The organism is Streptomyces sp. NPDC088730, from assembly GCF_044751215.1.
GTDB lineage: Bacteria > Actinomycetota > Actinomycetes > Streptomycetales > Streptomycetaceae > Streptomyces.
On sequence record NZ_JBIVLK010000012.1, the window covers coordinates 149,509 to 162,939 of the forward strand.

Annotated in this window: 16 protein-coding genes and 1 pseudogene; 5 read left to right on the forward strand and 12 right to left on the reverse strand. The window is 72.4% G+C overall.

Going from position 1 to position 13,431, the window contains the following annotated elements:
• Positions 1 to 17 precede the first annotated feature (17 nt).
• Entirely contained in the window at positions 18 to 536 is a 519-nt protein-coding gene (locus ACIP89_RS29145) for a DUF2199 domain-containing protein (protein ID WP_401922538.1), read from the forward strand.
• Here the strand turns inward: ACIP89_RS29145 and ACIP89_RS29150 are convergent.
• Positions 533 to 1,216 carry a TetR/AcrR family transcriptional regulator gene (locus tag ACIP89_RS29150; protein WP_402117543.1) on the reverse strand — a complete coding sequence of 228 codons (684 nt, stop codon included), beginning with the start codon at positions 1,214 to 1,216 and terminating at the stop codon, positions 533 to 535. The two genes, ACIP89_RS29145 and ACIP89_RS29150, sit on opposite strands and share 4 nt — an antisense overlap.
• Positions 1,217 to 1,270: 54 nt before the next feature.
• Positions 1,271 to 2,104 (reverse strand): TetR/AcrR family transcriptional regulator, encoded by an 834-nt coding sequence (locus ACIP89_RS29155; RefSeq protein WP_402117544.1) that lies wholly within the window; start codon positions 2,102 to 2,104, stop codon positions 1,271 to 1,273.
• 68 nt (positions 2,105 to 2,172) lie between these two features.
• Between ACIP89_RS29155 and ACIP89_RS29160 the strand changes: the two genes are divergently transcribed.
• On the forward strand, positions 2,173 to 3,222 hold the full coding sequence (locus ACIP89_RS29160; protein ID WP_402117546.1) for an ATP-binding cassette domain-containing protein: 1,050 nt from the start codon (positions 2,173 to 2,175) through the stop codon (positions 3,220 to 3,222).
• 61 nt (positions 3,223 to 3,283) lie between these two features.
• Positions 3,284 to 4,017, forward strand: a pseudogene (locus tag ACIP89_RS29165) (ABC transporter permease).
• 37 nt (positions 4,018 to 4,054) lie between these two features.
• Here the strand turns inward: ACIP89_RS29165 and ACIP89_RS29170 are convergent.
• The 3 genes from ACIP89_RS29170 to ACIP89_RS29180 all read right to left on the reverse strand — a co-directional run bounded on the left by ACIP89_RS29170 (position 4,055) and on the right by ACIP89_RS29180 (position 7,044).
• Positions 4,055 to 5,308, reverse strand: coding sequence for a GNAT family N-acetyltransferase (locus tag ACIP89_RS29170; protein ID WP_401922526.1), 1,254 nt, complete (start codon positions 5,306 to 5,308; stop codon positions 4,055 to 4,057).
• A gap of 70 nt (positions 5,309 to 5,378) precedes the next feature.
• Entirely contained in the window at positions 5,379 to 6,374 is a 996-nt protein-coding gene (locus ACIP89_RS29175) for an asparaginase (protein WP_402117548.1), read from the reverse strand.
• Positions 6,375 to 6,420: 46 nt separating this feature from the next.
• Positions 6,421 to 7,044 (reverse strand): ABC transporter substrate-binding protein, encoded by a 624-nt coding sequence (locus tag ACIP89_RS29180; protein ID WP_401922520.1) that lies wholly within the window; start codon positions 7,042 to 7,044, stop codon positions 6,421 to 6,423.
• Positions 7,045 to 7,158: 114 nt separating this feature from the next.
• Between ACIP89_RS29180 and dtd the strand changes: the two genes are divergently transcribed.
• On the forward strand, positions 7,159 to 7,608 hold the full coding sequence (gene dtd / locus ACIP89_RS29185; RefSeq protein WP_389208078.1) for a D-aminoacyl-tRNA deacylase: 450 nt from the start codon (positions 7,159 to 7,161) through the stop codon (positions 7,606 to 7,608).
• Between the two features lie 24 nt (positions 7,609 to 7,632).
• Here dtd and ACIP89_RS29190 read toward each other — a convergent pair whose 3' ends face one another.
• The 6 genes from ACIP89_RS29190 to ACIP89_RS29215 form a co-directional block, all read right to left on the reverse strand.
• Positions 7,633 to 8,601: a YgfZ/GcvT domain-containing protein gene (locus ACIP89_RS29190; RefSeq protein WP_401922517.1), complete on the reverse strand. Its 969-nt coding sequence runs from the start codon at positions 8,599 to 8,601 to the stop codon at positions 7,633 to 7,635.
• A 24-nt stretch (positions 8,602 to 8,625) separates the two neighbouring features.
• On the reverse strand, positions 8,626 to 9,111 hold the full coding sequence (locus ACIP89_RS29195) for a Fur family transcriptional regulator (RefSeq protein WP_401922514.1): 486 nt from the start codon (positions 9,109 to 9,111) through the stop codon (positions 8,626 to 8,628).
• Positions 9,112 to 9,177: 66 nt separating this feature from the next.
• Positions 9,178 to 9,750, reverse strand: coding sequence for an FABP family protein (locus ACIP89_RS29200; RefSeq protein ID WP_401922511.1), 573 nt, complete (start codon positions 9,748 to 9,750; stop codon positions 9,178 to 9,180).
• 263 nt (positions 9,751 to 10,013) lie between these two features.
• Positions 10,014 to 10,898, reverse strand: a complete 885-nt coding sequence (locus ACIP89_RS29205) for a hypothetical protein (RefSeq protein WP_402117550.1) — start codon at positions 10,896 to 10,898, stop codon at positions 10,014 to 10,016.
• Complete coding sequence (locus ACIP89_RS29210) at positions 10,895 to 11,734, reverse strand: hypothetical protein (protein ID WP_402117551.1); 840 nt, start codon at positions 11,732 to 11,734, stop codon at positions 10,895 to 10,897. Before ACIP89_RS29210 ends, ACIP89_RS29205 begins: the two co-directional genes overlap by 4 nt.
• Positions 11,731 to 12,468, reverse strand: a complete 738-nt coding sequence (locus tag ACIP89_RS29215) for a hypothetical protein (protein ID WP_401922502.1) — start codon at positions 12,466 to 12,468, stop codon at positions 11,731 to 11,733. The genes ACIP89_RS29210 and ACIP89_RS29215 overlap by 4 nt, the downstream gene beginning before the upstream one ends.
• A gap of 181 nt (positions 12,469 to 12,649) precedes the next feature.
• Here ACIP89_RS29215 and ACIP89_RS29220 point away from each other — a divergent pair, with 181 nt between their 5' ends.
• The gene (locus ACIP89_RS29220; RefSeq protein ID WP_401922499.1) at positions 12,650 to 13,012 is read left to right on the forward strand and encodes a DsrE family protein; all 363 of its coding nucleotides are present in this window, start codon (positions 12,650 to 12,652) and stop codon (positions 13,010 to 13,012) included.
• A gap of 45 nt (positions 13,013 to 13,057) precedes the next feature.
• Here the strand turns inward: ACIP89_RS29220 and ACIP89_RS29225 are convergent, their stop codons facing one another.
• The gene (locus ACIP89_RS29225) at positions 13,058 to 13,366 is read right to left on the reverse strand and encodes a DUF3099 domain-containing protein (protein ID WP_401922496.1); all 309 of its coding nucleotides are present in this window, start codon (positions 13,364 to 13,366) and stop codon (positions 13,058 to 13,060) included.
• Positions 13,367 to 13,431 lie beyond the last annotated feature (65 nt).

Here is a 13,431-nt window from a genome sequence, read left to right on the forward strand (position 1 = left end):
GCCATAGGATCCCGCCCATGGCACCCGACCCCGGCTACACCTGCTCCCGCTGCGGCGGACACCACTCGGAACTCCCGATGGGGTACTCGACCATGGCACCCGACGTCTGGGACGCGAGCCTGGAGAGCGATCCCGACAGCATGCTCTCGACGGACCAGTGCATCGTCAGACACGAGCACTACTTCATCAAGGGCCTGATCGAGATACCCGTGGCGGGCAGCCAGGAACCGTTCTCCTGGGGCGTCTGGGTGTCGCTGAGCCGGGAGAACTTCGGCCGCGCCCTCGATGTGTGGGGGACCCCGGGCCGGGAGTCCGAGAAGCCCTACTTCGGCTGGCTGACCACCGAGCTGGGGCTCTACTCCCCCCGTACGACCAACCTCAGGACCAACGCCCACACCCGCGAGATCGGCCGGCGCCCGCTCATCGAACTGGAGCCCACCGACCATCCGCTGGCGGTGGAGCAGCGCAACGGAATCACGTTCGACCGGGTACGGGAGATAGCCGAAGCGGTGCAGCACGCCGAGGACTACGGCTAACGCGTGTCCGGTCCCAGCCCCGACCGCAGCTGTACGAACCCCAGCTCCGCCGCCTCGACCGCGTCCGCGTACACCTCGTCCGCGCTCTGCCCCGCGCTGATCCGGCGCCAGTTGTCCAGGGCCAGGATGCGCAGGACCGCGATGATCTGGCCCGCGGCCAGCCGGTCCGGCACCCCGTCCCCCAGTGCGCGGGCGAGGGCCGCCTCCGATCGGCCCTGGTACGCGTAGAGCCTGGCCACCAGGGACGGCGTCCCGTACAGCAGCCGGTGGAACGCCAGCACCTCGGGCACGTCGCACAGACCGGTGACCGGATCGCGCCGCTCCAGGCCCTCCAGGAAGTGGTGCCGCAGCGCGTCGAGCGGGGATTCGCCGTCCGCGCGGGCGGCGACCACCCGGGCCGACTCGTCCTCGTGATCGGCGAACCGGTGCAGGGCCAGGTCCTCCTTGGACGGGAAGTACCGGAAGAGCGTCGGCTTGGAGATGTCCGCGGCGGCCGCGACCTCCGCCACCGAGACCTTGTCGAAGCCGCGCTCCATGAACATGGCGATCGCGGCGTCGGAGACGGCCTGGTACGTCAGCCGCTTCTTCCGCTCACGCAGACTCATCGGCACGTTCGGCCCACGGGGCGCGTCCTCGTCCGCCACCGCGCCGGACCTGGGCTTCTCTCCGCTCATGACCATGCAGCGTACGCCCTCGGCCTCAACCGGACCCGACCTCCACCACGACCGGTCCCGCTACCGGTCCCCGGCGCAGGCCCCCTCCGCCGCCGCGTCCCGCCCCCGCTCGCGGATCAGCGCCGCGATCCCGTCCAGCACCCGTTCGAGGCCGAACCGGAACTCGTAGTCGGGCTCGTCCGGGACCCACATCACGTCGGTGGCCATCAGCCGGGAGAGCGCGGGGTGGCGCTCGGGGTCGACGAGCCGGGCCAGCGTGCGGGCGTAGCCCTCCATGACTTCCCGCGCCGGTACGCCGCGCGCCTCGACGGCAGCGTCCAGATCGCCCATCAGCAGCGCCTCGTTCCGCACGAAACCGCTGACCAGGAGGATGACGGAGACGGCGTCTCCCGGCCCCAGACCGCTGCCGTCGAGGGCCTGGAGGCCCTGCTCCCACCAGGCGACGGAGTGCGGGCTCGCGGGCGGTCCGGCGACGGGGATGCGGAGCATCCAGAGGTTGCGGTGGTAGACCCCGCGCTGCGCCCAGGCCCACTGCGAGAGCGCCTCCCGCCAGCCGGCCCGCTCCTCCAGGGCGGGCAGCGGGGGCGGCGGGCCCATGGCCGCCTCCTGCATCAGCACGTAGAGCTCGTCCTTGGCGGCCACGTACCGGTAGAGGGACATCGTCGAGGCGCCCAGGTCCTTGGCGACCCGCCCCATGGACACCCCGCCGAGCCCTTCGGACGCCGCCACCGCCACCGCCGCGTCCACGATGCGCTCCAGGCTCAGTCCGGGCTTGGGCCCCTTCACCGGGCGCGCCCGCAGCCCCCAGGCGGCCTCGATGCTGGCCGGCAGGCCCGTACCGCCCGGCGAACCGTTCTCTTCCGTCACCTGAAACCGCCTTCCCTTGACGGCCATCCTAGTTATGCGTAACCCTTACACAGTAACGCGTACGCCATACGCAGAGAGAGCAGGGAGGCGCACCCATGCCACCAGCCACACCCACACCACCGGCCCCATCCCCGCCCCCGGCCGCCATGATCGAGGCCCACCGCCTGACGAAGTCGTACGGGGCATGCGCACCGCCCGTCCTGGACGGCATCGACCTGCGCGTCGAGCGCGCCACCGTCTTCGCGCTCCTCGGCCCGAACGGTGCGGGCAAGACCACCGCCGTACGCGTCCTGGCCACGCTCACCACCGCCGACAGCGGCACGGCCCGCGTCGCCGGGTACGACGTCGTGGCGGAACGCGGCCGGGTCCGCCGCGCGATCAGCCTCACCGGGCAGAACGCCGCCGTCGACGAGACGCAGACCGGCGAGGAGAACCTGCGCATGATGGCCAGGCTCACCGGCCGCTCCCGGGCGGACGCGCGCCACCGGGCCGCCGAACTCCTCGAACGCTTCGGCCTCACCGCGGCGGCCCGCCGCACCGTCCGCACGTACTCCGGCGGCATGCGGCGCAGGCTCGACCTGGCGGCCGGCCTGGTCGGCAGCCCGCAGCCGGAGGTCTTCTTCCTGGACGAGCCGACGACCGGCCTCGACCCGCGCAGCCGCCAGGAGCTCTGGCAGGTGGTCCGTGAACTCGCCGCAGAGGGTGCCACGGTGCTGCTCACCACCCAGTACCTGGAGGAGGCCGACCGGCTGGCCGACCGGATCGCCGTCCTCGACCGGGGCCGGAAGGTCGCCGAGGGCACGGCGGACTCCCTGAAGTCACGCGTCGGCGGACACCGCCTCGACCTGGTCATGGCCGACCGCGAGAGCTACCTCCGGCTCACCGGCCGCGCCGTGCACCACGCGCCCGCGGCCCTCACCCTCGGGCTCCCCACGGACGGCTCGGCGGCCCAAGTGCGGGCGCTGCTCGACGAGATCGACCCGGACCGCACGGCGGTCGAGCGGTTCACCGTGCACAGCACCACGCTCGACGACGTCTTCCTGGCCCTGACCACGACGGACCCGGAGACCACGGCGGGACCGAAGACCACGACGGACCCGGAGACCGCGACGGACCCGAAGGAGGCACCGGCCGCCCATGTCTGAAACCTTCACCACCACCGCCCCGCCGCACGCGCCCCTCACCTCGCTCAGCCGGGCCGGCACGATGGCCGCCCGTTCGCTGCGCGTCAGCCGGCGCAACACCGACGCCCTGGTCACCTCACTGATGCTGCCGGTCATGCTGATGCTGATCTTCGTCTACTTCTTCGGCGGCGCGATCGACACCGGAATCCCGCACACCGCGTACGTCACCTACGTCGTCCCCGGTGTGCTGCTGCTGTGCGCCGGCTTCGGCGCCGCCACCACCGCGGTCGCCGTCAGCGAGGACATGAAGGGCGGCATCATCGACCGCTTCCGCACCCTCGACATCAGCGGTGCGGGATCCTGGCCGGCCACGTCGCCGCGAGCACGGTCCGCAACCTGGTCTCCACCGCCCTGGTCCTGGGCATCGCCCTCCTGATCGGCTTCCGCCCCACCGCCACCGCCACCGGCTGGCTCCTCGCCCTCGCCGTCCTGGTCGCCTACCTCGTCGCCCTGTCCTGGCTGTCAGCCGCGATCGGCCTGCTCGCCAGGACCCCGGAGGCGGCCGGCGGATTCACCTTCCTGATGCTGTTCCTGCCCTACCCGAGCAGCGCCTTCGTCCCGGTCGACTCCATGCCGGCCTGGCTCCACGGCTTCGCCGAGCACCAGCCGGTCACCCCGGCCGTCGAAGCCCTCCGCGGCCTCCTGCTGGACCAGCCGGTGGGCAACTCCCCCTGGATCGCGCTGACCTGGGCCGGCGGGATACTGCTGACGGCGATGGCCCTGTCGGGCGCGCTGTTCAGGAGGCGGACACGGTGACCCACGAAACCGGGACAGGCACGAGGGCCGGCAGGCACTAGAACACATCCGGGCACCAGGCCCGCCGCCCCGCCCGGAAGACCACGTCCGCCAGCGCCGCCGCTCCCGGGGTCAGTTCCTCGATCCGGTCCAGGGCCGCCAGCCGCAGGGCCGACTCGTCGCCCAGGTAGAGCGTCCCCAGCTCCCGCACGTCCAGCGCGAGATCCGCGGTGCGCGTCGTCGGGGTGCACGTGGCGCCGTCCGGCGAGGCGTCCAGGTGGAAGCGGCCGGCGGTGAGGCCGGTGGCGTCGTGGACGTCCAGCACGAGTGAGCCGGGGACCGCGTAGGTACGGGCCTCCAGCGCGCGTACGACGTCCAGGAGCCGCACCCACAGGAAGTCCGCGTGCGTCACCACCCGGGCCGCGCGGGGGTCCGGGAGGAGCAGCGGGAGGAGGTCGTCGGGGGCGCGGTTGCCGGTGCGGACCGTGGTGACCCAGTCGACCGAGCAGAGGAAGTGCCACAGCGCCCGCTCCGCCGCCGGGGTCGTCGCGATCATGCTGCGCACCGTCGCCCGGTTCTGCGGCTGCTTGGCGTCGCCCCAGTGGTCGTCGGCGCGGTAGACGAGGAGGCCGTCCACGGTGCCTTCCGCGTCACGGTGGACGGCGTAGAACGGCTCGGTCCAGGGGACGTTCGGGAAGAGCGCCTCGCCGGTCATCAGGTCCCACCAGCGGTCGCCGCGGCTCACCACGCCGTGCTGCCGGGCCCGCAGCCGGTCGTGGAGGGCCGGGCCCAGCTTGCGCACCTCCGGCGCGTCCACCAGATCGACCCGGCCGCCGTCCGCGGCCGCCGTCCCGGACAGCCGGGGGTCGAGGCCCGCCCGGGGTATGTCGATCTCCCACTCCGTGGTCCAGGCCGCGGGGCCGAAGCCGTACCGCCCGTAGATCGGGTACTCGGCGGCGATCAGGGTCGCGGCCACGTCGCCGCGCTCCCTGGCCGCCGCCAGGTCCTTCGCCATCAGCCGGGTGAGCAGCCCCCGGCGGCGGTGGGTGGGCGTCACGGTGACGTTGGTGACCGCGTCGGTGGGCACCGTCGCGCCGCCGACGACCGTCAGCTCCTGCGCGAACGAACGGAACGTCGCGACGCACCGCCCGGCGTCGAACACCCCCTGGACGCGGGCCAGATCCATATGGGGCAGCCTCCCGGCCACCTCCTCGTCCGAGGGGGTCGGCGCGCGCAGGAACCCGGTGTTCAAGGCGCGCAGCCAGTCGGCGAACTCGGACTCGGTGACGGTACGGGCCTCAAGGCTGTTCATACGCTCCACGCTAGACACGGCCGTCAGGGATGTCGCCCGCTTTTCCCGGGGTACGGGACCGGGGCGGGGCTCAGAACGCCGCCCGGATCCCGCCCACCTCCGCGGCGCCGCCCAGCAGCGGTGCCCGGCCGATCCGCGACACCACCGGGGCGTCCACCCCGAGCAGGCCGAGCGCGCGGGCCAGCACCGGGCCCAGCGCCCGGGTCGAGCCGTCGTCGATCTTGAAGGCCAGCGCCCTGCCGTCCGCGAGGGCCACCGCCTGGACCGCCTCCGCGCCCATCTTGGACAGCGTGCCGGGCAGCTCGCGCATCAGCCAGGTGTCGGGGCGGCGGGTGCCCGCCACGTACTCCGGGTGCGCCCGCATCGCGTCCGCCACCCGGCGCTCCGCCGAACCCGGCGCCGCCGTGACGAACGTGCGGAACGCCCGCGCGAGGCCCACCAGCGAGATCGCCATCAGCGGCGCCCCGCAGCCGTCCGTACCGACCGAGGCGACCGGTTCGCCCGCCGCCTCCTCGACCACCTGGAGCACGAGCTGCTGGAGCGGGTGCGCCGGGTCGAGGTAGGTGGCCGGGTCCCAGCCGTTGCGCAGGCACACCGCGAGCATCGCCGCGTGCTTGCCCGAGCAGTTCATGGTGATCCGCTCCCGGACCCGGCCGACGGCGAGGTACGCCTCCGCCTCGACCGGGTCCAGCGGCAGGTCCGGCGGGGTCTGGAGATCATCGGGCGACAGGCCGTGCTCGGCGAGCATCTCGGCCACGAGAGCGAGGTGGAAGCCCTCGCCCGAGTGGCTCGCGGCGGCCAGCGCCAGCCGTTCCCCCGACAGGTCGAGCCCGGCCCGCAGCACCGCCGCGGCCTGCATCGGCTTGTTCGAGGAGCGCGGGAAGACCGGCGCCGCCGGATCGCCCAGGGTCAGCTCGACGCTGCCGTCGGCGGCCAGGACGACCAGTGATCCGCGATGGTGGCCCTCGATGAAACCGGACCGCACGATCTCGGCCAGCACCGGTGGTGCGGGCACCGGCCCGGATATGGCGTCGGAACGGTCGGACGGGGCTGCGCTGGAGGTCATGATGGCCTTCCGGGGACGGGCGGGACCCGCCCCCGGAGGGGTTGCCTCAGGCGAGCAGGTCGTCTACTTGTGCTTCCCCGTCACGGTACCTGCGGGCGATCTCCGCGCTGCAGTCGTCCGCGGTGCGCTGGAGCCGGTGGCGGCGCCGGGACACCTGCTGCTCGTAGCGGACCAGGCGGCCCATCGCCGTGTGCAGCTCCTCGTCCGTACGGGCGTCGAGGTCGGACAGTCCGACCTCCGCGAGCGTCTCGGCCGCCAGCTGCCGGTACTCGTCGCTGCGCGGGATGCTCAGCGTGACGTGCCGGGCCGAGGAGCGGTGCAGCGACGGGGCGTCCGCCAGGATCTCCGAGAGCCGGTCCACCACCGGCGACTCGGGGTCCCGCCGCCGGGCCAGCTCGGCCCGCAGGATGTCCACGCGCCCCTGGACCAGCCGCCGCACATAGCTCAGGTCGGCCTCGTCGCTCTGCGAGTCGCGGCGCAGCGTGCGCAGCTCCGGCAGCCGCAGGGCGCCCAGTTCTGGCGCAGGCGCGGCCGGACCGTCGTCGGAGCCCTGCCCGGTCCGCTGCACAGGTGGGCGCAGGGTGCTCGTGCCCGTAGCCGCACTGCTGTTGACGCCGGCACGCGTGACCGGCACGGTACCCGGGGACTGCCCGGTTCCATGGGTGCTCATGCTTGTCCATCCCCTCGACCGGTGCGTCGGCGCACCGCCTCCGTGCATCGTGCCACTCCGAGGGTGCCGGTGGAGGTGCTCTGTACCCGTTCAGCCCAAGATAGGTTGGTCTGTATGCGTGCAGTGGTACAGAGGGTGGACGGTGCGACCGTCACGGTGGCCGACGCCGACGGCGAGGGCAGCGGCCCGGCGGTGGTCGGAGAAATCATCGGCGAGGGCCTGTGTGTGCTGGTCGGAGTCACCCACGGGGACACCCCGGAGAAGGCGGCACAGCTCGCCCGGAAGCTCTGGTCGGTCCGCATCCTGGAGGGCGAGAAGTCCTGCTCCGATGTGAATGCACCGCTTCTGGTGATTTCGCAGTTCACTCTCTACGGGGACGCCCGCAAGGGCCGCCGTCCCACCTGGAACGCCGCCGCGCCGGGCAGCACCGCCGAGCCGCTGGTCGACGAGGTGGTGGCGCGGCTGCGGGCGCTGGGGGCACGGGTGGAGACGGGCCGGTTCGGGGCGGACATGCGGGTCTCGCTCACCAATCACGGCCCGTTCACCCTCGTCGTCGAGGTCTGATCCGGCGGCGCCGCGAACGCGTGGCTACGGCTCGACGACCGTCTCCTGGGCGGCGGCGGTGTTCTCCCCCGCCAGCAGCTCCGCGTCCACCGGCACGTTCCGCTTCACCAGGGCCAGGGCGATGGGCCCCAGCTCGTGGTGGCGGGCGGAGCTGGTGATGAAGCCGAGCTGACGGCCCTCGGCGCCGTCGGAGGCGAGCCGGACCGGGGTGCCGTGTCCGGGGAGCAGCACCTCGCTGCCGTCCAGGTGCAGGAAGACCAGGCGGCGGGGCGGCTTGCCCAGGTTCTGCACCCGGGCCACGGTCTCCTGGCCCCGGTAGCAGCCCTTCTGAAGGTGGACGGCGCTGCCGATCAGCCCCAGCTCGTGCGGGATGGTGCGGTGGTCGGTCTCGAAACCGAGGCGCGGGCGGTGGCCCTCGACGCGCAGCGCCTCGTAGGCCAGCACCCCGACGGCCGGGCCGTGCTCCGCCGCGTACGCCTCCAGAGCGGCGCGCGGCAGGAACAGGTCGCGGCCGTACGGCGTCTCGCGTACGGCACCGCCCTCCGGCGCCGGGGCGATGGAGCCGGCCGGCAGGTACACGACCGCGAAGTCCTCGGTACGGTCGGCGACTTCGACGCGGTAGAAGAACTTCATCGACTCCAGATAAGCGATCAGCTCACCCTGGGTGCCCGGCTCGACGTGCATCCACACGGTCTCGCCGTCGTCGACGAGGTACATGGCGTGCTCGATGTGCCCGTTCGCCGTGAGGATCAGGGAATCGGTGGCCTGGCCCGGCGCGAGGTCGGTGACGTGCTGGGTGATCAGCAGGTGCAGCCAGGCCAGCCGGTCGCTCCCGGTGACGGTGACCACGCCGCGGTGCGAGAGGTCGACGAGGCCGGAGCCGTCGGCGAGGGCGCGCTGCTCGCGGAACAGGTCGCCGTAGTGCGCGGCGACGCCTTCGTCGCAGCCCTCGGCGGGGACGGCACCGGGCAGGGACAGCAGGGGGCTCTTCATGCGACCAGCGTACGACTCGGCCCGTCAGGCCGGATTCGCGGACCGCTCGGCCGGGTTGCCGGACCGCTCCGCATCCGCGGGCCGCCCCGCCGCCTTCGCCGCGCAGTCCGCGCAGCGGCCGAAGATCGCGAAGTGCTTCATGTCCGTCTCGAACCCGAACGTGCCGCGCAGCTTCTCGGTGAACTCCGCGACGACGCCGACATCGGCCTCGATGACCTCTCCGCAGTCCCGGCAGACCAGGTGGATGTGGTGATGGCGGTCGGCCAGGTGGTACGTGGGTGCCCCGTGGCCCAGATGGGCGTGGCTGACCAGGCCCAGCTCCTCCAGGAGCTCCAGGGTCCGGTAGACGGTCGAGATGTTCACGCCGGAAGCCGTCCGACGGACCTCGGAGAGGATCTCGTCGGGCGTCGCGTGCTCCAGCGCGTCCACGGCTTCCAGGACAAGCTGCCGCTGCGGCGTCAGCCGGTAGCCACGCTGCCGAAGATCGGTCTTCCAGTCGGTGCTCACCACAGGCCCCAGTGTAGGTCCGTACGGGTGGCGCCCCCAGTGGAACGAGAGGGCGGACCGCCGGGCCGGCTACTTGAAGAACGCGATCCCGTCGTCCGGCAGGTCCCCGAGGCTCTTCGCCATCGCGGCGACCTCTTCGGGGGTGACGACCTTCTTGAGGTGCGCCGACATGTACGGCCGCAGCTCCACCTCGGGCGTGGACTTCTCACCGACCCACATCAGGTCGCTCTTCACATAGCCGTAGAGCCGCTTGCCACCGTTGTACGGGCCGGAGGCCGCGGTCCGGGCCACCGCGTCGGTGACCAGGTCGATCTGCGGCTTCTGGTGGGCCAGCTCGCCGTACCAGATCTCGATGACGCCCTGGTCGCGGACCATCACGACCTCGACCTTGCGGTCCTTGTCGATGCGCCAGTAGCCGGACTCGGACTCCAGCGGCCGGGCCTTCTCGCCCTCGGCGTCGAGCACCCAGGTGTGCGAGACGTACTCCAGGAAGTCCCGGCCGTCGTGGCTGAAGGTCACTTCCTGGCCGAAGTTGCACTTCTCGGCACCGGGGAAGTCGGACACGCCCGCGCCCGCCCAGTTGCCCAGGAGGAATGCCAGCGGGACGAGGTCCGGGTGGAGGTCGGACGGAATCTCGATCATGAGCGGCTCAGACGATCTGTGAGGCGGGCGGAACGGGGAGGACGCGCGTGGAGCTGAGGGGTCAGCGCTGACCCTGGTACAGCTTCTTCACGGTCAGACCGGCGAAGGCGAGGGTGCCGACACAGACCAGGACCAGCAGGGTGGTGAAGAATGCCTCAAGCACGGGAGCTCCTTGAACGAGCGGTATGGCAGCAGTACGGGCCGGGTCCCAGCCTAATGGGTGGAGGCCCGGCCCGTCGGTTCGGGGTTTGCCGCGGGGCGGCTCAGCCCAGCAGCTGGTTCTGCAGGATCACCGTCTGGTGGAAGGGAACGCTGGGCGTGCCTCCGGCGCCCCTGCGGGACTGGACGACCAGCGCGACGGTGTCACCGGCGACCAGGTACGCCTGCCTGACCTGTGCGGCGCCGAAGGGCTTCGGCTCCACGGCCACGTAGGACGCGGTGTGCTCCACCTTCCCGCCGCCCGACCAGCTCTCGTCCAGCTCCACCTGAGCGGCGCCGACCAGCGGGTCCCCCGCCGTCGCGGTGCCGCCGTAGCGGTCGTCGTGGAACGCGTCCGCGTAGCCCGCCGAGTTGAACTGGAGCAGGTAGACCCGGCTCGACGTGCCGTCGGGCATGGTCCAGCCACGCGCCGCGATGTGCCGGAGAGGGGCCTCCTTCAGCTCGGCGGCGATATCGGCGCGGGAGCTCCGCTCGTACTCGGAGACGAACCGTTCCGTGCTGATCCAGCCGCCCGTCAGCTTCTTGTCCGCCGTTGCTCCGGCCGGGGCGGGCAGCAGCAGCCCGCGCAGGTCCGCGTGGTGGACCTCCGCGGTGTTGCCCTCGGTGAACGGGCGGGGCGCGCCGGGCGGGAGCGCGGGCAGGCTCAGCCGGGGGAACCCCCAGCGCCCGTCGCTCCCGGTGGCCAGCCCCGGCACGTCGGTGCGCTCCTGCGAGGTGATGGCGTACGCCGAGCCCGCGCCCAGTCCGCCGAGCACCAGCGCGGCGACGGTCCACCGGGCCACGGCCCGCAGCACCCGGCGCGGCGGCCGGGACGTCGGGGGCAGCGGCGGCAGCGGCGGCACGGGCGCAGCCGCTGCGGCGTCGGGGGCCACGGCGGCGGCAACAGGGGCGGGCCCCGCTTCGGCCTCGGCGGCGGTCCGCTCGGTCATACGTACTCCCCCGGGGACTTGATGTGGTCCAGCTGGTCCCTCACCAGGCCCGCGACGAACGACTTGCGGACGGGCCTGGGACCCGCGGCCGAGAAGCTGAGGACCATCTCGCCGTCGTACGCCATGCAGTACATCCTCTCGATCTTGTGCTCGCTGTCCTTGGGCTGAAGGAAGCACGTGGCGTCCTTCTTGTGACCGTTGACCGCGGGCCCGTCCCGGAAGACGCCGATGGCGTCGAAGAGCCCGGCCCGGAAGCGGTAGAGGTCCCGGACGGCCTTCTTGTCCTTCATCCGCACCAGCTCGGTCCTGAAGATCAGGTCGTTCCCGTCGGACACGTAGGTCCGGACGGCGAGGCCCTGGACGTGGAGCTTGTCGATCCGCTTATCCAGCTCCCGCCGCTGCTTCCCGGCGAGTCCGCGGTTGCCCGCCTTCATCTCGGCGGCGGCCTCGGGGCCGCTGACCTCGCCGTCGTTGCCGTGCACCCCTTCGTCCGGGCCGAGCCGGTACCCGTCGGGGACCGGCAGCAGCAGCTTGCTGAGTTCGGTGGACGCCCGGCCCAGGGAGACATCGCCCGCCGGGTCCTTGGCGGTGGTGCCGTGCGAGGACCCGGCCCACAGCTCGGTCGTGACCGTGCGGTCGGCGTTGTCGACGGTGGTCTTCGTGTACACGGCCGCGGTGGCGACGGCCCCGAGTACCAGCACGGTCAGGCCGGTGGCCAGGATCGCGCGGCGCTTCCCGCGCTTCCCGGCGGGCGCGGGCGCGGGACCGGAGGCGGGCTCGGGCTCGGTCAGCGGTGCGGCTGCGGTCACGGGTGTGGTGGTGTCGTCGTCGCTCACAGGCGCTCCAGCTGTCGCTCGGCCAGCGTCCGGATGTCCTTCTTGCTGATCGGCCGGGTGTCGGACAGGTGGATGTCGACCATGACCTCGCCCCGGTCGAAGACCGCCCTGGCCTGGTAGACCGGCAGGTAGCCCGGCTTCCGGTCGGCCTCGTACACGTAGTAGCGGCCGTCGAGGCTGCCCTTGATCGCGTCGCCGTTGTTGCCCGCGCCGTGATCCTTGTCGGGCATGTACAGGCGCTGGTCCTCCGCGTGCTCCGCGGCCGGCGTCCCCGTACCGGGCGCGAACTGCACGAGAGCGATGTCCGCCGTGCCGTACTCGCCCTTCTCCCAGACGGCGGCGGCGATCCGGCGGACGCCGGACTCCAGGAACCGGCCGAACATGACGTCCTCGTGCTCGAAGCCGAGCGCGTAGTCCTCCACCTCCATCCAGCCGTCCCGTACGGACGTCACGTCCTTGGCCTCGCTCCAGCCCGCCGGCCTCGGGACGAGCAGCTTGCGCAGATCCCCGTCCGTCCGGACCTTGCGGTCCTGCGCGGCCGGGAGCGGGTCCGGCAGCCGGTCCGCGGTCAGGGCCTTCGCCGGGTACGCCAGGTCCGGCTGCGACAGCGCGCCCAGCGGGGTCGGTGCCCGCTCGGCCTGTACGCCGTAGCCGACGGCGGTGCCGCCGGCGATCCCGAGCACCGCGGCGACGGCGACGATCAGGGCCGTACGCCCGCGCGGGCGTCGTCCCACCGCACCGGAACCGGACGCGGACGCCCCCTCGACGGGCCCTTCCCCAAGGCGTGGAATGGTGTCCTTCTGATTCAAAATGGGTCCCCCCACGAGACCTGAAGCGCGGATTCCGTCATCCGCGCAACCAACTGACCCGCCACTCACCGCCGAGGTTGTACGGCCGGGGATTACAGTTCCGCATATGCCGAAGAAGCTCGTGATCAAGGTGACCGCAGGTGCCGACTCCGCCGAGCGCTGCTCGCAGGCGTTCACGGTGGCGGCGGTCGCCGTCGCCAGCGGCGTGGAGGTCTCGCTCTGGCTGACCGGGGAATCCGCCTGGTTCGCCCTGCCGGGGCGGGCCGCCGAGTTCGAACTGCCGCATTCGGCGCCGCTGCCGGATCTGATCGAGTCGATCCAGGCGGGCGGCTCGATCACGCTCTGCACCCAGTGCGCGGCCCGCCGCGACATCACCGAGCAGGACGTCCTGGACGGGGTACGGATCGCCGGGGCCCAGGTCTTCGTCAGCGAGATCATGGCCGACGGCGTGCAGGCCCTCGTCTACTGACGGGAGCCGGTCGCCGAGCAGCCGGTCACCGGCCGGGCCGATCGCTCACCGGCGGCGCTTCCTGCCGTCCAGCTCGTCCCACCACGCGTCGGACTCCGGGTCGCCGGTGGGGTTCGCGGGGTTCTCCTTGCCCGTCCGCCGCCGGGGGTCCGGGGGCGGGTCGTCCCACCAGCGGTCCTCCGGGCCCTTCCGGTTGGCCACGATCGCCGCGACGGGCGGGATGACCATGGCGATCACGCACATGCTGATGGCGGCGGGAATCGACCAGAGCCTCACGAAGGCCCAGGACGAGACGAAGAGGACGAGGCATCCGCCCATCATCAGGAAATATGCGCGACGTCGTCGGGCGTACATGAATCCAGCGTAGGCCTGATTCGCCCGCCCAGCCGGTCCTGGGGAAGAGCCACCGTCACCCGGAC